This window comes from Croceitalea rosinachiae, assembly GCF_031846445.1.
GTDB lineage: Bacteria > Bacteroidota > Bacteroidia > Flavobacteriales > Flavobacteriaceae > Croceitalea > Croceitalea rosinachiae.
In genome coordinates this window covers 863,414-881,476 of sequence record NZ_JAVRHR010000001.1, presented here as the reverse complement: position 1 = coordinate 881,476, position 18,063 = coordinate 863,414, and the positions used below count along the sequence as shown (strand labels likewise).

Genomic DNA, 18,063 nt, shown 5'->3' with positions numbered 1-18,063 from the left:
TTTGTGTATTTTGTGAAAAACATAAGCTGTAGTATTGATGTTAAAAAATGAACTTATTGCCTTACTAAGACTACAGAGAATTCCTAATATAGGTGATGTTATAGCAAAAAAATTATTAGATAGGTGTGGTTCTGCGACAGTCATTTTCGAAGAAAAAAAACAACACTTATTAAAAATTGAGGGTGTCGGTGCTTTTACACTAAGTGGTCTTAAAGATGCTGAGCACCTAGAGGCGGCAGAAGCAGAATACCAATTCATTAAAACAAATGATATTGGGTACAGCTATTTTTTAGATGACGATTATCCAAATGGATTGAAGCACTGTATAGATGGCCCCATTCTATTATTTAGATCAGGAAATATTGATTTAGATAACAAGAAGGTCATAAGTGTTGTAGGTACACGTAACATTACAAGTTATGGTCAAGCCTTTTGTGAGCAATTTATTGAAGATATTGCCCCGTTAGACCCTATTATTGTTAGTGGATTTGCATATGGAGTCGATATTACAATTCAGCGTGCAGCAATGGAACAAGGCTTGCAAACCATAGGCTGTTTGGCCCATGGGTTGAATCAAATTTACCCTAAAGTACATAAGAAGTATGTAGCCCCTATTGAAAAAAATGGAGGGTTTTTAACAGAGTTCTGGAGTAGCAGTAACCCAGAAAGGGAAAATTTTTTAAAACGAAACCGAATTATAGCTGGTCTTACCGAGGCAACGATTGTTGTAGAATCTGCCGAAAAAGGGGGTAGTTTGGTTACAGCTGACATTGCTCATAGTTATAATCGCGATGTTTTTGCCGTACCTGGCCGTACAACAGATAAATATAGCTTGGGTTGTAATAACTTAATCAAGCAGCAAAAGGCACAATTGCTTACTTCAGCGGGTGATTTAGTCTACTTATTAGGGTGGGAGGTCGATAAAGTGCAAAAACCGCCTGCTCAAAAAGAGCTTTTCATTGAACTCGATGAAACAGAAAAGTCTATCTACCAATACTTACAATTAAACGGCAAACAATTACTGGACACCGTGGCTTTGGCATGCAACTTGCCAATTTTTAAAGTTTCCTCCACACTATTGAACATGGAGATGAAAGGTGTGATTCGTCCGTTGCCTGGTAAATTGTTTGAAGCCATCTGAAAAACACCTTTTCAAAAACAACGACTTATCGATTTTTTTGAGACAGAATGGGCGTTCTAGGTAAAAATACCTTTAAGCAGTAGGTTTATGTTTTTAGACCGTTCAATTTGTATTTACTCCATCAAGAATACAAATACAATGCTGAACTACTTAGTAATTAGAAACAAAAAACCTTCGACGAATATACAAATGGACTAAAACATCTTAATACCCAATCTTACTCCGAACTCTAGCAAGTACTTCATCAGCAACTTTTCGAGCTTTTTCTGCGCCTAAAGCCAAAGCATCATCTACTTCTTTGAGGTTGTTCATGTAATATTCAAATCTCTCGCGTGGTTCTTCAAATTTTTGAAGTAGTACCTCATAAAGCGCCTGTTTTGCATGCCCATACCCAAAATTACCTGCTAAATAATTGGCGCTCATGGTCTCAATTTCTTCTTGAGCAGCTAAAAGCTTGTACAGCGCAAAGACATTGTCATTGGTAGGGTCTTTTGGGTCTTCCATAGGAATACTGTCGGTAACAATACCCATTAATTGTTTGCGTAGTTTTTTCTCCGTCTGAAAGATATTTATGGTATTACCTTTACTTTTGCTCATTTTCTGACCATCAGTTCCAGGAACGTACATAGTGTCTTCCTGTAATTTAGTGTCAGGCATTACAAAGGTTTCACCAAACTGAGCATGAAACCTTGACGCAACATCACGTGTCATTTCTAAATGTTGCGATTGGTCTTTGCCTACAGGAACAATATCGGCATCATAAAGAAGAATGTCAGCAGCCATTAACATTGGATAAGTAAAAAGTCCTGCATTCACATCTTCTAATCGGTCTGCTTTATCTTTAAAAGAATGTGCAAGGGTCAAACGTTGATAAGGGAAAAAACAACTCAGATACCAAGCAAGTTCCGTCACTTGTGGCACATCGCTTTGACGATAAAAAACGGTTTTTTCAAAATCCAATCCAAAAGCTAGCCAAGTAGCTGCAGTAGCATAGGTATTATTTCTTAAGGTTTCGCCATTTTTTACCTGGGTAAGGGAATGCATATCTGCAATGAACAAAAAAGATTCATTTTCAGGGTTTTGGGCCATTTCAATCGCAGGTATAATTGCGCCCAAAATGTTACCCAAATGCGGAATACCTGTACTTTGTATACCTGTCAATATTCTTGCCATGCGATTAGTTTAAGCAGTAAATGTAACAATCGCAAAGGGATTAGAAAAGAAGAGAAGCTTAGTTTTATAAAGAAAACAGGAGGTTTATTTTTTAAACAAACTGGCGATAAAAAGAATTACTAAAGCGCCAATCACCCCAGTGATGAGGTCGCCCAATATTCCTGAACTAATATGAATCCCCAAAATGCCAAAAAGCCAATTTCCGACAGCCCCACCTACAATACCCAATATAATATTGACAAGGGTTCCAAAGCCGCCGCCCTTCATGATCTTTCCAGCGAGCCATCCAGCCAAGGCTCCGATTAATAAAGCATATAATATTCCCATTTTTATGTTTCTTTTTAGTTAGGTATTTAAAGATAGTTAAAAATTCTACTTTTGAAATCGTGCTGCAATTCATAAAAAACATAGGACACCTAGTATATCGCATATGGTTTTATATTCTTGTTGCGCTTCCTATCCTAATTTTCTTCCCTTTTTTGTTACTGACGACTTTAACAGAGAAAACATACACACAGTTCTTTTGGCTAGCACGAAATCTATGGGCCAAAACTATATTGTATGGAATGGGATTTATTCCAAAAATACAGTGGAATCAAAACCTAAATAAGAATGAGAGTTATATGTTGGTTGCGAACCATACGAGTATGATTGATATTATGTTGATGCTCTATTTAAGCAAAAACCCTTTTGTTTTTGTCGGGAAGAAGGAGTTGGCGAAGATTCCCTTATTTGGGTTTTTCTATAAACGTGTTTGTATTTTGGTTGATAGGGATGACCCAAAGAGCAGAACAGCTGTTTACCGAAGTGTTCAAAATAGATTAAACAATGGGTTAAGTATCTGTATTTTTCCTGAAGGCGGAGTTCCTGATGAAACCATAATGTTAGATAAATTTAAAGATGGAGCGTTTAGAATGGCCATTGCTCATAATATACCAGTCGTTCCAATTTCATTTTTAGATTGTAAAAAACGGTTTTCTTGGAGTTTTTTTAGCGGTGAACCTGGTCGTCTTCGGGTTGTTGTCAATGAGTTTATTTATACTCAAATACTGGGTTCTGAAGACACCTCAACCCTTAAAGAAGAGGTTAGGGCTATGATTTTAGAAGACTTAATTTAATGAAAATTCAGTAAGGATAACTAACTATTCTACATTTAAAATTTAAAATTTATACCACTATAAACCCCAATGCTATATGGTCTAAAACGTCCGGCAGTTTCAGAAAAAGTATTCAACTGGTATTTAAAAACGGGTTCTAAGTTCAATTGTATTTTAGAAGAAAAATCATAGTTGAAACCAAGCCCCACATTGGTACTAAAGTTGACGTTATTTACGTTGTTTGCACTACCCATTTCGGTTACTAGACCTCCCGATTCCAAAGAGACCGAATTATCTATAAGAAAAAGAGAGCTAACACCACCTATAACATTTACACCAAATTTTTTGTCGATAAGGGCATAATTTAATTCTAAAGGGACTTCTAAATACCCCATTTGCTGCACCATACGCCCCTCTAATGCCGGACTTGCAGCATTAAATTCAGAAAAAGCAACGTCATTTGTTGCAGCTTGACTTCTTGACTTACTTTCAACCACCAAATTTCTCGATGCTTGTGAATAGCTAATGTTATCTATAAGGTCACTAGTGGAGGCCTGCAAAGAAGAAGAGAAAACCACATCATTGGTATCATAGCCAAAATCGACCTTATGAACACCAGTTCTAATACTCAATTTTTTGCTTACACCATAAGAAACTTGCAGGCCATAGCTCAAATTAAGACTACCAGATTTCGAATTGGTTGCAAAATTAGAGTGAATTGGTGATCCTTGACCCTGAGCATCAAAATATACAGGCGCTACAGAAGGCCCCATTGCCCATCTATTTTGGTTTTTTTCAATGATTACTTCTTTTTCATCTTGATTTTGTTCAGCTATGGCATCATAAATAGATTTTTTAGTACCATTTGTCTTATCAACCTGTCCAACAGCATTTTCTTCATCAATTTCTAGACTATTTTGATTTTCAATCTGAGAATTTTTCAAAGATGATTTTTCATTTAGAGTACTGACTTCCGCTATAGCTTGTTGATTAGAAATCGTATCATTCTGTATTTCCGCCATCTGAAGTCGGTTCGATAGCTCTTTTTTAGTCTTGATATTATCATTGCTGGCAACTAAACCTTGCTGCTGATCTTTATTATCTTTAGAAATAGTCTTTTGTGTACTTTTAGCTAATGAAGTTTTGCTTTTTTCAGTTGAATTACTCGTTACTTCAACAGGCTGCACACCTTCTTTTTCTTCAGAAATAGGTGAAATTTCTTTCATATCATTTTCATTATCTGTTTTTGTATTCTGTATATCTGTAATAATTATAGTTTCATTTCCTTCGTTAGAACCAAAAGGATTCACCACATAAAATAGTATGGCAAGTAATGCCGCGACACCTCCTAATTGCCACCAAATAGGTACTACTCTATTCTTTTTATTCTTGTCTAAAGAAGCTTCAATTTTTTTCCAAACACCTTCTTCAGGAACTTCATTGAAGTTCTTGAGATTGTCTTTGAATAGGTTATCTAAATTATTTTTTTCCATCCTTAAAAGATTAAGCAATGTTTATATTTTCTTTTTCTATTTTTTCTTTTAAAATCATTCTAGCTCGCGCTAAGTTCGATTTTGATGTTCCGGTCGATGTTCCGAGCATCTCGCTAATTTCTTTATGAGAATGACCATCCATTACATAAAGATTAAAAGTGAGACGATATTTATTGGGCAATTCTTGAATATAGGCTAGCAAACGTGATAGGCTTATATCGCTTTCTTTTACTTCAACATCCATTACTTCGCCATAATTCTCTGTAACCACATCCAAATGCCTTTCTTTTCTGTATTTCTGTAAAACCGTGTTGACAGTAATTCGCTTTATCCATCCTTCAAAGGAGCCTTTGTGATTAAACTGACCAATTTTATCAAAAATGGTCATAAAGCTGTCATGAAGATTATCTTCGGCCTCTGTTTTATTGCGCGAATATTTAAGACACATTCCGAAAAGAATACCGGAATATTTTCGGTATAATTCTTCTTGTGACTTTCGTTGCCCTTTTTTACAGTTATCTATGAGTTCTTCAAGACTCAAAATAGTTGGTTAGGTTAAAATTAATTGACACCTTCAGGTATAACAGGAATAACATATTCGAGGTATATAGGGTTTCCATTTTCATCATCCCCAGAATAAAATCTTAAAGTATACGAGCTCGTATTTAATGCTATGAATTCAAATGAGGTATTAACCTCATCTTGCATTAAAGCACATTCATCCATTTTTAAGAGTGACCCTATGGCGACAATACTCCTTGTATTTAAATCAACTTCAAATACGTCAAAACCTTCAAAAAAAGTACAGTTGTCTGGCCTCTCATAGGTTACCTGAATATTATGGCTGGTATTTTGCTCAAAACTCTCTGGTAAGGCTACAGCAGTAATTTTAAGAGAGATGAATTGAAAATTCTCTCCTGATTCTATATCACAACCATAGAAAGAAAAAACAACCATTAGGCCTAGAATTGCGAATACCTTCTTCATCATAACCGATTATACTTAAATATATAGATGTAAGTATAACGCTAGGGTTGCGTATTTAGGGTGCTATAAAGTAAGAAAACAAAACAGATTTATTCTTTCACTGTTTTAATTGCCTCTTTAATTTTTGCTTCCAACTCTTCAGATAGTTCTGGGTTGTCTTCAAGTAAGTTTTTAACGGCATCTCTACCTTGCCCTAATTTGGTGTCGCCGTAACTGAACCAAGAACCACTTTTCTTTACAATTTCATAGGCTACGCCAAGGTCAAGAATTTCGCCAACTTTTGAAATTCCCGCACCATACATAATATCAAACTCAGCCGTTTTAAAGGGTGGAGCTACTTTGTTTTTAACAACCTTAACCCTTGTTTTGTTGCCCAAAACCTCACCTTCTGTACTTTTTATCTGTGTAGATCTGCGAATATCCAATCTCACTGAAGCGTAAAATTTTAGTGCATTACCTCCGGTAGTCGTCTCTGGATTACCAAACATAACACCAATTTTTTCACGTAATTGGTTGATAAATATTACGGTACAATTGGTCTTGCTAATAGAACCAGTTAATTTACGAAGTGCTTGTGACATTAAACGTGCATGAAGCCCCATTTTTGAATCGCCCATTTCACCTTCTATTTCACTTTTTGGGGTAAGGGCCGCAACTGAATCGACAATTACAATATCTATTGCCCCAGAACGGATTAGGTTATCCGCTATTTCCAATGCTTGTTCTCCATTATCTGGTTGCGATATAATCAAATTATCAATGTCAACTCCTAATTTTTTTGCATAAAAACGGTCAAATGCATGCTCTGCGTCTATAAAAGCTGCAATTCCCCCATTTTTTTGAGCTTCAGCTATGGCATGAAGTGTCAAGGTCGTTTTACCTGAAGATTCCGGACCGTAAATTTCGACAACCCGACCTCTAGGGTATCCACTAACACCTAAGGCTATATCTAGACCTAAAGAGCCAGATGGAATTACTTCAACATCTTCAATCACACTGTCGCCCATTTTCATGACAGCACCTTTTCCATATGTTTTATCTAGTTTATCTAGGGTAAGTTTTAATGCTTTTAATTTTGCCTCGTTCTCGTTGCTCATAATTAGAAAAAAGTTAGACGACTAAAATAGTATTTCTTTGTCATTTTTGGGCAGCAACGCAACCAATTAAAAAAAATACATCCTTATAAAGGCTAATTCAAATACATATAAAACTTTAGGTTTTAAAGTTTCAAGACCACTTGATACGACTTTTATCTATGAAAAGGAAAAATAGTGGTCATAAGGCATCCTCCCCAGGATGCCTTTTTATTTTAATGTCTATTTTTGTAGGGTAATTTATTTTCAACTTAAACTATTGGTATAGCATGCAACTGTACAATACATTAAGTGCGAAAGAAAGGGCAAAACTCATTGAGCAAGCGGGCCAAGAACGTCTTACAATCTCTTTCTATGCATATGCGCACATCAAAAACACACAAATTTTTAGAAATCATCTATTTATTCATTGGGATCAAATGGCTGTTCTTGGCAGGATTTATATTGCTCATGAAGGTATAAATGCCCAGCTGTCTATACCAGCCGAAAATTTTGAAATTTTCAAAACCCATTTGGATAGTATTTCTTTTTTGGAGAACGTTAGACTGAATATTGCTATCGAGCAAGACAACAAATCATTCTTAAAATTAAAAGTTAAGATCAGGCATAAAATTGTTGCTGACGGTTTAAATGATGAAACTTTTGATGTTACCAATAAAGGTGTTCATGTAAATGCCGCGAAATTCAATGAACTAATTGAAGATCCAGATACTATTTTGGTTGATATGCGCAATCATTATGAAAGTGAAATAGGACATTTTAAGAATGCCATTACCCCTGATGTTGATACGTTTCGAGACTCTCTTGATATTATTGAAGAAGATTTGGCTGACCATAAAGAGAATAAAAAACTAGTCATGTATTGCACTGGTGGAATCCGTTGTGAGAAGGCAAGCGCCTATTACAAACATAAAGGCTTTAAACAAGTATACCAGCTAGAAGGTGGTATCATTGAATATACCCGACAGGTTAACACAAAAAATCTGGAAAATAAATTTTTAGGCAAAAACTTTGTTTTTGATCACCGGCGTGGTGAACGAATTTCTGATGACATCATTGCGAGTTGTCATCAATGTGGCAGCCCTTGTGATACTCATGTTAACTGCGCAAATGAAGCATGTCATCTTCTTTTTATCCAATGCGAAAGTTGCGCAGAAACCATGAACAATTGTTGCTCTGATAGTTGTAAAGAGATTCATGAGCTCCCTTTTGAAGAACAGAAAAAGCTTAGAAAAGGAAAGCATGCGAGCAATAAAATATTTAAGAAAGGGCGTTCAGAGGTACTAAAGTTTAAAAAGTAACATTTAGCAACAACTTAAATTATGCTATCTTTACTATTGAGTTAAATATGAACCCTTTTTAAGGAATTTTGTTCAAAAACTTCCTTAAGTCAAGATATATAATATGGGATGTAGCAGTTGTTCAACTGGTAAGGATGGACAGCCGCGTGGATGTAAGAACAATGGTACTTGCGGCACAGATGGTTGTAACAAGCTTACAGTTTTCGATTGGCTTTCTAATATGTCGCTTCCAAATGGTCAAAAACCCTTTGATTGTGTAGAAGTCCGTTTTAAGAATAGCAGAAAAGAATTCTTTAGAAACACGGAAAACCTTTCTTTATCCATTGGTGACATTGTCGCCACTCAAGCAAAATCTGGCCATGACGTTGGCATGATAACCTTAACGGGAGAGTTGGTAAAAGTTCAGATGAAGCGAAAAAAAGTAGCTTTTGACAACAAGGATTTGCCAAAAATTTATAGAAAAGCCTCACAACGAGATATTGATATATGGCAGAAATGTCGAGATAAAGAACCTGAGATTCAAAAGCGTTCTAGAGAAATTGCCATAGCATTAAAGCTAGAAATGAAACTCAGTGATGTTGAATTTCAAGGGGATGGGTCTAAGGCCACTTTTTACTATACCGCAGAAGATCGCGTTGATTTTCGTCAACTGATCAAAGATATGGCCAAGGCCTTTAGCATTCGTATCGAAATGCGTCAGATAGGGTATAGACAAGAAGCGCAGCGACTTGGGGGAATCGGGTCATGCGGGCGAGAGTTATGTTGCTCTACTTGGCTTACAGATTTTAGATCGGTAAGTACAGCATCTGCGAGATATCAACAATTGGCACTGAACCCTCAAAAATTAGCTGGTCAATGTGGAAAGCTAAAATGCTGCCTCAATTATGAGCTGGATATGTACTTAGATGCACTTAAAGATTTTCCTTCTCAAGACTCCAAATTACAAACAGAAAAAGGAGTGGCTTTTTGCCAAAAAGCAGATATTTTTAAGGAAATGCTTTGGTTTTCATATAAGGACGATCCTGCAAATTGGCATGCTCTCCATAAGGACCAGGTATTGGAAATACTTGAACTGAATAAGATAAATAAAAAAGTCACCAGTCTAGAAGGATATGTGGTTGAGACTATTTCTGAAGAAAAGTTAGTTTTTGAAAACGTAGTCGGTCAAGATAGCTTGAATCGATTTGACAAACCCAAAAAGAAAAAGCGCAATAACAAAAGGAACAATAAGAAAAGAAGGTCAAAAAATCATAAAGCAACTGCAAAAAATGGCTAATAAGATTTTCTTTATACTATTTATTTTTTTAATCCAGGCTTGTGAGACCAACTTGGAACATTCAGAATATAAAAGCTTAAACAATGGTATTTGGAAAGCTGATAATACGCTAAATTTCAATTTTTCACCATCAGACTCTCTTTCTAAACATCATATTTTTATCAATGTTAGAAATGATAACTCTTATGAGTTTAGCAACCTGTTTTTGATTACAGAAATGGAGTCTCCCAATGGAGAAACAGTTATAGATACTTTAGAATTTGAAATGACTCTACCAGATGGTTCATGGCTGGGCAAGGGCATGGGAAGCATCAAAGAAAGTAAATTGTGGTTTCGTGAAAACATCGTTTTTGCTGATTCTGGCGTATATAATTTTAGTATATCTCATGCTATGAGAAAAAATGGAGCTGTTGGCGGTATCCAAGAATTAAAAGGTATTACGGACATTGGTCTCCAAATTGAAAAAACACCCTTCCCCTAATGGCACAGGCTAAAAAAAAACAGAAGAAGAGTAATTTTAAGTTTATCAAATGGTTCTGGATTTTATTTGGTTCAGGCATTTTGGCGGCAGCATTAATCTTTCTATTAGCTTCATGGGGAGCTTTTGGTGAAATGCCTGAATATGAATATTTAGAAAACCCGGAAACCAATTTGGCCACAGAATTCATTGCATCAGACGGGGCAACTCTAGGGAAGTTATATCTTGATGATAACCGAACCCCTGTTGACTATAAAGATTTACCAAAAAACTTAGTTGATGCATTGGTTGCAACTGAAGATGCACGTTTTTTTAATCATGCCGGTATTGACGCTAGAGGGACTTTAAGGGCATTTGTTTACTTGGGTTCAAAAGGTGGAGCAAGTACAATTTCACAACAACTAGCGAGGCAGCTTTTCGTAGGAGTACGTTCTAGAAACAAGTTTCAAGCGGTAACCCAAAAAATTAAAGAATGGGTATTGGCAACGCGCTTAGAACGCCAATATACCAAAGAAGAAATTATAGGGATGTATTTCAATATTTACGATTTTGGCAATAACGCTGATGGCATCCGTTCTGCCTCCCGTATTTATTTTGGTAAAGAACCTAAAGAACTTCGAATTGAGGAATCTGCTATGCTTGTTGGAATGTTTAAGAACTCGTCATTGTATAATCCACGTCCAAGCAGAAATCCAGAAGGAACAAAAAATAGGCGTAATGTAGTACTTGCACAAATGGCTAAGTATGGCTATCTAGATCAAAAAACGAAAGATTCTTTACAAAAGCTGCCATTAAATCTAAATTATAATCCTGAATCGCATCGTGAAGGCTTAGCGACTTATTTTAGAATGTATATGCAACGTTGGTTGAACCGCTGGGTGAAAGCAAATCCGAAACCAGATGGTGAAACCTACAATATTTATAAAGACGGATTAAAGATTTTCACTACGCTTGATTCTAGAATGCAAAAGAATGCAGAAGATGCTGTAGAGGCACATATGTCAAGGCTACAAACTGAGTTTTTTGTTCAAAACACACCAGAACGTAATCCGACTACTCCGTTCTTAGATCTTGAAACCTTTGAGATTGATAATATTATGGAAAGGGCCATGAAAACATCAGATCGATGGAGGGTGCTAAAAAGTCAAGGGAAATCTGAAAATGAAATAAGATCATCGTTTAACAAAGAAACAGAAATGATAGTTTTTGATTGGAATAGTGATTCTTATGAAAAAGATACTATAATGACCCCACTAGATTCTATCAGATATTATAAGACCTTTTTACGCACGGCCATGATGTCTATGGAGCCACAAACGGGGCATGTAAAAGCTTGGGTTGGAGGTGTTGATTACAAGCACTTTCAATACGATAATGTGATTCAAGGGGCGCGACAAGCTGGCTCAACTTTTAAACCTTTTGTCTATGCAGCTGCCATTGACCAGTTGAGATATTCTCCATGTGACTCTTTACCTGACTCTCAATACTGCATTGAGCCTTTAAAGCATGGAAATATGGAGGCATGGTGCCCAAAAAATTCAGATGGAAAATATTCTGGCAAGAACAAAACTCTAAAAAATGCTTTGGCAAATTCAGTCAATACGGTAACAGCAAGGCTTATAGATGAGGTTGGACCAGGCTCGGTAGTTTCAATTGCAAAGAATATGGGGCTCTCTCGAGAGATTCTTGAAGTACCTTCCATCGCATTGGGGGCCTTAGATGTAAATGTTTATGAAATGGTAGGGGCCTATGGCACATTTGCAAATCAAGGTGTTTATGTTAAACCTGTCATGATTACAAGAATTGAAGATAAAAATGGTACGGTATTGTATGAGTACGTTCCTGAGACTAAAGATGTTTTAAGCAAAGACGTAGCGTATACTATGGTGAACCTAATGGAAGGAGTCACTGAGTATGGCTCAGGTGGGCGTCTTCGTCATTCTTTTGCAAAGGAACAGACTGTTTACAAAGAAATTGTGACCGGATATCCTTATGAATTGACCAATCCTATTGCCGGTAAGACGGGCACCACCCAAAATCAAAGCGATGGATGGTTTATGGGTATGGTCCCAAACCTTGTTACCGGAGTATGGGTAGGAGGTGATGACCGTTCTATACATTTTAATAGGTTACTTTATGGTCAAGGAGCATCGATGGCCTTGCCAATATGGGCTTTATACATGAAAGCAAATTATGCCAATGAAGAGTTGGGTATTTCAATGGATGCTTTTGAAGAACCAGAAGATTTATCTATCAATGTGGATTGTACCAAGATTATTGAAGACATGAAAAAGGAATTGGATATAGAAGATGATTTAGATGAATTAGATTTCTAATATACTAATGTGTCATGATAAAAAAAACAGTTTCTAATGCATCGGCTGCTTTAAAGGGAGTGGAAGATGGAATGACATTTATGTTGGGAGGTTTTGGCCTCTGTGGTATCCCTGAGAATGCGATTGCTGAATTGGTAGCATCGGGAATAAAAGATATTACCTGTATTTCGAATAATGCCGGGGTAGATGATTTTGGTTTGGGACTACTTTTACAGAAGCATCAAATAAAAAAAATGATTTCTTCTTATGTCGGAGAGAATGACGAATTTGAACGTCAAATGTTGAGTGGAGAACTCGAAGTGGAATTGACCCCTCAAGGAACTCTAGCTGAAAAATGCAGGGCTGCGCAAGCGGGGTTTCCTGCTTTTTATACTCCTGCAGGGTATGGAACCGAGGTGGCTGAAGGTAAAGAAACTAGAGAGTTCGATGGGAAAATGCATATATTGGAGCGCGCTTTTAAGGCAGATTTTTCCTTTGTTAAGGCTTGGAAAGGTGATGACGTCGGGAATTTAATTTTCAAAGGAACGGCACGTAATTTTAATCCTTGTATGTGTGGTGCAGCCACGATCACTGTTGCTGAGGTTGAGGAGTTAATGCCGGTAGGAAGTTTAGATCCAAATGAAATACATATTCCAGGAATTTTTGTAAACCGCATCTTTCAAGGAACTAATTACGAAAAAAGAATAGAGCAACGAACCGTAATAGCAAGATAAATGTTAGACAAAAACGGAATTGCAAAACGAATTGCTCAAGAAGTTCAAGATGGTTATTATGTAAACCTGGGTATCGGTATTCCTACTTTGGTGGCCAATTTTGTACGTGACGACATCAGTGTTGAATTTCAGAGTGAAAATGGAGTTTTAGGTATGGGCCCATTCCCTTTTGAAGGCGAAGAAGATGCAGATATTATCAATGCTGGCAAGCAGACTATTACCACTTTGCCGGGAGCTTCTTTTTTTGATTCTGCTACTAGTTTTGCTATGATTAGAGGAAAGCATGTTGATTTGACCATTTTAGGTGCCATGGAGGTTGCCGAGAATGGAGATATCGCTAATTGGAAAATCCCGGGTAAAATGGTAAAAGGTATGGGAGGAGCCATGGATTTGGTAGCATCAGCTGAAAATATCATTGTTGCCATGATGCATACGAATAAAGCAGGACAAAGCAAACTTTTAAAACGTTGTTCTTTGCCACTTACTGGAGTCGGCTGCGTAAAGAAAATAGTCACCAATTTGGCCGTTTTAGAGGTTACAAAAGATGGTTTTCTACTTTTAGAAAGAGCTCCCGGCGTTACTGTAGAAGAAATTCAAAAAGCTACAGAAGGTAAATTAACAGCTATTCTTAATGTACCAGAAATGAAACTTTAAATAGCTATTTTATCGATGAAAATAAACCATTCGTTTCATTCACAACATTAAGAATCATATTCACAACAAAAAGTTTAGTATCAGGTTTTTATGAAGTTATTTTGTAGTTATCAAATTTTTCCCCAAATTAACCCTATAAAACCTCGAGTCAATGATTTCTGAATTTCACCATGAATCTGTAGAAGAAGAAATACAGATTTACCGCAATGATTTTTACAGCGGCGTTATGAGATTGGTTAGAAAACTATTTATGTTATAAACCAAACAACTCAACAAAAACACAAAAGGTCTGATAAACATATCAGACCTTTTTTATTTTTAGTATTTTCATCACTTACGTGGAAATTACATTCAAACTTTGTAGTGAAAAAGATTTAGAACAACTGATAAAGGTTTCTAGAGAAACATTCATAAGTTCTTTTGAGAAGGACAATGACCCTAAAGATTTCAAAAACTACATCACCCATGCATTTTCGAAAGAAGTATTGCTTGAACAACTAAGAGATAAGGGTTCTGATTTCTATTTCGTTCATAATCAAAAAAACCTGTTGGGGTATTTTAAAATCAATGAGTTTGGAGCTCAGAGTGAACTTAAAGAAAGTAATGGGCTTGAATTAGAAAGGATATATGTTATTGAGAGATATCAAGGGAGTAAAATTGGCCTAAAGATTTTAGAAAAGGTCTTTGCTTTAGCAAAACAGAAAAGCAAAACATATATTTGGCTTGGGGTTTGGGAACAGAATGAACGAGCTATTAAATGGTATCAGAAACATAAATTTAAAAAGTTTGGCACGCACCCTTATTTAATTGGCAACGATGAGCAAACGGATTGGTTAATGAGAAAAGAATTATAAAATGAAAAGGTATTTGTTTTTATTAGTAGTTGGATTGCTGTTTTTCAATTTTGGGAATAGCCAAGCGTATTATTTTCCTGAAAGAAATAGCAATTGGGCGACGAAGGTTGAAGCCAGTAATTCTTTTAATCAGATAGCGCTGGAAGAAGCCGTGCGATTTGCCAAGGACAATGAGTATTCAGGGTCAAGAGATTTACGTATTGCCATTTTAAAAGGGTTTGAAAGAGAACCTTTTCATAAAATTCTTGGACCTACTAAAAAACGAGGAGGTCCAGCTGGCATGATTTTGAAGAATGGGTATTTGGTGACCTCTTGGGGGGATACAAAAAGAGTGGATATGACTTTTAGTGTTACCAAGAGTTTTCTGAGCACAATGGCAGGACTGGCAGAAGACCAGGGATTAATTAAGGATATTGATGACAGAGTGGGGGATTATATCTGGGATGGTACCTTTGACGGGGAACACAATTCAAAAATCACTTGGGAGCATTTACTTCAGCAAAACTCGGCTTGGTCAGGTGAATTGTGGGGTGGAAAAGATTGGGCGGACAGACCTCCACGAGAAGGTGGGGTCCATGACTGGAAATTTGAAAGGCCAAAAGAACCAGGTACTGTTATGGAATATAACGATGTACGTGTAAATGTATTGGCCTATAGTTTAACCCATGTATGGCGTAAGCCAATGCCCATAGTATTAAAAGAACATATTATGGATAAAATAGGCGCTTCTACTACTTGGCGCTGGCATGGTTACAATCATGCTTGGACGGAAATTGACGGTATAAAAATGAAATCGGTGACTGGGGGGGGGCATTCTGGTGCTGGGTTATTTATTTCAGCAGAAGATATGGCTCGTTTTGGGATGTTGTTTTTGAATGATGGTAAATGGAAGGAAGACCAATTGATTTCTAAAGAATGGATTCAAAAGGCGATAAAACCCTCAAAACCTAATGTGAACTATGGTTATATGTGGTGGCTTAACAAAAAGGGAAATCGTCATTGGGAAGGACTATCTGAAAATATTTACTATGCAGCAGGGTTTGGAGGTAACTTTATTGTAATTGATCAAGAAAATGATTTGGTTGTGGTTACTAGGTGGCTAGAACCTAATAAAATTGCAGAGTTTATGGGTTTGGTCAACGACGCAATAGATTAAATCCTATTTAAAATTTCGGCTGCTTTGTCTAACGTTTCCTCTGTTTTGGCAAAGCAAAATCGTAGTTGTTTATTATCTTGATTGTCTAGGTTAAAGACAGATATGGGAATGCTCGCAATCTTGTATTCTTTTATTAATCTTTCAGCGAAAGAAATATCGTTTTCATCCGTAATAGAAGAATAATCTAAAATTTGAAAATAGGTACCTGTACATGGACTGATTTTGAAACGAGAATTTTGGATTGCATTTAAAAAATAATCCCTTTTTTGCTGATAAAACGTATTTAACCCTATATAGTTTTTTGGGTTTTTTAGGTATTGCGCAACACCGTGTTGCACAGGATGGTTTACGCAGAATACGACATATTGGTGGACTTTTCTAAATTCCAACATGAGCTCTTTCGGTGCTGCGCAATATCCCATTTTCCAGCCGGTGACATGAAAAGTCTTTCCAAAAGAAGCACAAAGAATACTCCTTGAAGCTAAGCCTTGAAATTTAGCTGCACTTTCATGGGTCTTGCCATCAAAAACCAGATGTTCATAAACTTCATCACTTAGCAAAATGATATTGGTATCCTCTAGGATATACTGAAGCTTCAACATATCTTGTTCCGAAAGAATTGTTCCAGTGGGGTTATGCGGTGTATTGATAATGACCATTTTGGTCTTTGGGGTAATAGCGGCTTTGAAATTTTCCCAATCAATTTTGAAATCCGCATCTAGCAATTGAATGGGCACAATGACTCCGCCGCAGAGTGTAATGGCGGGCTCATAACAATCATATGCTGGCTTAAATATGATAACTTCATCGTTGGGCTTTACAAATGTCGAAATCGCCGTAAAAATACCTTGAGTAGCACTAGCAGTTATGGTGATTTCATTTTCTGGATTATAGCTGTGCCCATAGAGGTTCTCAATTTTCTCAGAAATAATTTCGCGCAGTGAATAAATACCTTGCATGGGAGCATATTGATTGTAACCTTCTGAAATAGCTTCTTGTACCAGCTTAAGCAATTTGGAGTCCGCATTGAAGTTTGGGAACCCTTGAGAGAGATTTACGGCATCATATTGATATGCCAATTTTCCCATAGTAGTAAAAATGGTAGTTCCTACTTTGGGTAGTTTTGATTCAATTAAATTCATAAGACGTTAAATGCTCAATAACCGAATTTAAACATTCCTCAAGGTTTTTATAGACCTCTTTTTCCCAAAATCGAAATATGGTATAGCCCATTCCCTTTAATTCGGCATTCACTTCTTGATCGCGTTGAATATTTCGTTCAATTTTTGGTATCCAAAATTCACGGTTGGTCTTTATTTTGGCTTTTCGCTCCTCCCAATTATGACCATGCCAGAATTCTCCATCTATAAAAATTGCGGTTTTATACTTTTTTAAAAGGATGTCTGGTTTTCCAATAAGTTTTTTATAATCGATTCTATAACGATAACCAGCAGCCCAAAGCGCCTTGCGAAACACCAATTCAGGCTTGGTATTCTTACAGCGAATTTTGCTCATTATCTTAGAACGTTTTGGAGTAGTATAAAACCCAGATTCTTCATTGAATCGGGGTACTTTGATACGTTCTTCTTGATTTGGATAATCAGTCATAAGCATGATAGATGACCACGGTATTATCAGCGAGATTATCAACATTAATGGTAAATCCGTCAACGTTAAATGAAGTTAGGGTAGCTGTTGTTAACCCTAAAAGATCACCATTTTGATTTCCGTAGCGAATACCAATGCAATGACTACTTGAGGCATACCTAGAAATGTCATTAATGGAATTACCAGACGCACCGATAAAAATTGTTTGTTGCACAATACTACCACTATCATTTCGGGCAAAGCCGTTTGTTGTTCCAAACGAGTTAGGCAAGCCAGATTCGTTATTGCGAGTGCCGTTGTCAGAATTCAGGTTTAAAGTTTCAACATTAGCATTTGCGACAAAACTTATTTGCGTTGGCTGAAAAGGCAATCCAGAAATGGTTTGAGTTCCTGTTGCTGAAATTATGAAAGTCCCCATATAAACATTTGGATTGTTATTGTTGGCAATTTCTTCCCATGATGTACCATCAAATTTGTAAACCTTATTAGTATCGCTTGCATAGGCCAAGGAACCCTGTTGAGCATCGGTTATGGCAGTAATTTCAGAAAGGGAGGCATACGGTAAGCCAAAAACAGAGCCATTATCGAGCTGCGCATAGCCCAAATAGGTGGCAAAGATGAAAAGAGAAAGTAAAAAATTATTCGAGCGCTTCATAACCAATCAGTTTCGAATTAAATATAAAAAACCCATCACAAAAAAGT

General features: G+C 36.7%; 19 protein-coding genes. 10 read left to right on the top strand and 9 right to left on the bottom strand.

Annotation, left to right across the window (positions count from 1 at the left end):
- Positions 1-37 precede the first annotated feature (37 nt).
- Entirely contained in the window at positions 38-1,141 is a 1,104-nt protein-coding gene (gene dprA, locus RM706_RS04060) for a DNA-processing protein DprA (RefSeq protein WP_311349747.1), read from the top strand.
- A 204-nt stretch (positions 1,142-1,345) separates the two neighbouring features.
- On the opposite strand, the gene trpS is transcribed toward dprA, so the two are convergent.
- Positions 1,346-2,314: a tryptophan--tRNA ligase gene (trpS, locus tag RM706_RS04055; protein WP_311349746.1), complete on the bottom strand. Its 969-nt coding sequence runs from the start codon at positions 2,312-2,314 to the stop codon at positions 1,346-1,348.
- An 84-nt stretch (positions 2,315-2,398) separates the two neighbouring features.
- Positions 2,399-2,641 (bottom strand): GlsB/YeaQ/YmgE family stress response membrane protein, encoded by a 243-nt coding sequence (locus RM706_RS04050; protein ID WP_311349745.1) that lies wholly within the window; start codon positions 2,639-2,641, stop codon positions 2,399-2,401.
- Between the two features lie 59 nt (positions 2,642-2,700).
- On the opposite strand from RM706_RS04050, the gene RM706_RS04045 reads away from it, so the two are divergent.
- Complete coding sequence (locus tag RM706_RS04045) at positions 2,701-3,432, top strand: lysophospholipid acyltransferase family protein (RefSeq protein WP_311349744.1); 732 nt, start codon at positions 2,701-2,703, stop codon at positions 3,430-3,432.
- Between the two features lie 35 nt (positions 3,433-3,467).
- Here RM706_RS04045 and RM706_RS04040 read toward each other — a convergent pair whose 3' ends face one another.
- From RM706_RS04040 to recA, 4 genes are all read right to left on the bottom strand, one after another.
- Entirely contained in the window at positions 3,468-4,904 is a 1,437-nt protein-coding gene (locus RM706_RS04040; protein WP_311349743.1) for an outer membrane beta-barrel protein, read from the bottom strand.
- 10 nt (positions 4,905-4,914) lie between these two features.
- The gene (locus tag RM706_RS04035; protein ID WP_311349742.1) at positions 4,915-5,445 is read right to left on the bottom strand and encodes an RNA polymerase sigma factor; all 531 of its coding nucleotides are present in this window, start codon (positions 5,443-5,445) and stop codon (positions 4,915-4,917) included.
- A 20-nt stretch (positions 5,446-5,465) separates the two neighbouring features.
- Positions 5,466-5,891, bottom strand: a complete 426-nt coding sequence (locus RM706_RS04030; RefSeq protein ID WP_311349741.1) for a hypothetical protein — start codon at positions 5,889-5,891, stop codon at positions 5,466-5,468.
- Between the two features lie 89 nt (positions 5,892-5,980).
- Positions 5,981-6,988 (bottom strand): recombinase RecA, encoded by a 1,008-nt coding sequence (recA, locus tag RM706_RS04025; protein ID WP_311349740.1) that lies wholly within the window; start codon positions 6,986-6,988, stop codon positions 5,981-5,983.
- A 266-nt stretch (positions 6,989-7,254) separates the two neighbouring features.
- Here recA and trhO point away from each other — a divergent pair, with 266 nt between their 5' ends.
- From trhO to RM706_RS03985, 8 genes are all read left to right on the top strand, one after another.
- Entirely contained in the window at positions 7,255-8,286 is a 1,032-nt protein-coding gene (gene trhO / locus RM706_RS04020; protein WP_311349739.1) for an oxygen-dependent tRNA uridine(34) hydroxylase TrhO, read from the top strand.
- A 103-nt stretch (positions 8,287-8,389) separates the two neighbouring features.
- Positions 8,390-9,562, top strand: coding sequence for a PSP1 domain-containing protein (locus RM706_RS04015; protein WP_311349738.1), 1,173 nt, complete (start codon positions 8,390-8,392; stop codon positions 9,560-9,562).
- Positions 9,555-10,043, top strand: a complete 489-nt coding sequence (locus RM706_RS04010) for a gliding motility lipoprotein GldH (RefSeq protein ID WP_311349737.1) — start codon at positions 9,555-9,557, stop codon at positions 10,041-10,043. The genes RM706_RS04015 and RM706_RS04010 overlap by 8 nt, the downstream gene beginning before the upstream one ends.
- A complete protein-coding gene (locus tag RM706_RS04005) occupies positions 10,043-12,376 on the top strand; it encodes a penicillin-binding protein 1A (RefSeq protein ID WP_311349736.1) in 2,334 nt (777 codons plus the stop codon). The genes RM706_RS04010 and RM706_RS04005 overlap by 1 nt, the downstream gene beginning before the upstream one ends.
- Positions 12,377-12,390: 14 nt before the next feature.
- The gene (locus RM706_RS04000; RefSeq protein WP_311349735.1) at positions 12,391-13,089 is read left to right on the top strand and encodes a CoA transferase subunit A; all 699 of its coding nucleotides are present in this window, start codon (positions 12,391-12,393) and stop codon (positions 13,087-13,089) included.
- Positions 13,090-13,743: a CoA transferase subunit B gene (locus RM706_RS03995; RefSeq protein WP_311349734.1), complete on the top strand. Its 654-nt coding sequence runs from the start codon at positions 13,090-13,092 to the stop codon at positions 13,741-13,743. It begins immediately after the preceding gene.
- A gap of 338 nt (positions 13,744-14,081) precedes the next feature.
- Positions 14,082-14,597, top strand: coding sequence for a GNAT family N-acetyltransferase (locus RM706_RS03990; RefSeq protein WP_311349733.1), 516 nt, complete (start codon positions 14,082-14,084; stop codon positions 14,595-14,597).
- A 1-nt stretch (position 14,598) separates the two neighbouring features.
- Positions 14,599-15,753: a serine hydrolase domain-containing protein gene (locus tag RM706_RS03985; protein ID WP_311349732.1), complete on the top strand. Its 1,155-nt coding sequence runs from the start codon at positions 14,599-14,601 to the stop codon at positions 15,751-15,753.
- Here RM706_RS03985 and RM706_RS03980 read toward each other — a convergent pair.
- From RM706_RS03980 to RM706_RS03970, 3 genes are read right to left on the bottom strand one after another with little or no spacing between them, the layout of a single operon-like run.
- Positions 15,750-16,895: a methionine aminotransferase gene (locus RM706_RS03980; protein ID WP_311349731.1), complete on the bottom strand. Its 1,146-nt coding sequence runs from the start codon at positions 16,893-16,895 to the stop codon at positions 15,750-15,752. The two genes, RM706_RS03985 and RM706_RS03980, sit on opposite strands and share 4 nt — an antisense overlap.
- Positions 16,882-17,361 carry a very short patch repair endonuclease gene (locus RM706_RS03975; protein WP_311349730.1) on the bottom strand — a complete coding sequence of 160 codons (480 nt, stop codon included), beginning with the start codon at positions 17,359-17,361 and terminating at the stop codon, positions 16,882-16,884. The genes RM706_RS03980 and RM706_RS03975 overlap by 14 nt, the downstream gene beginning before the upstream one ends.
- A complete protein-coding gene (locus RM706_RS03970; RefSeq protein WP_311349729.1) occupies positions 17,354-18,016 on the bottom strand; it encodes a hypothetical protein in 663 nt (220 codons plus the stop codon). Before RM706_RS03970 ends, RM706_RS03975 begins: the two co-directional genes overlap by 8 nt.
- Positions 18,017-18,063: the final 47 nt, after the last annotated feature.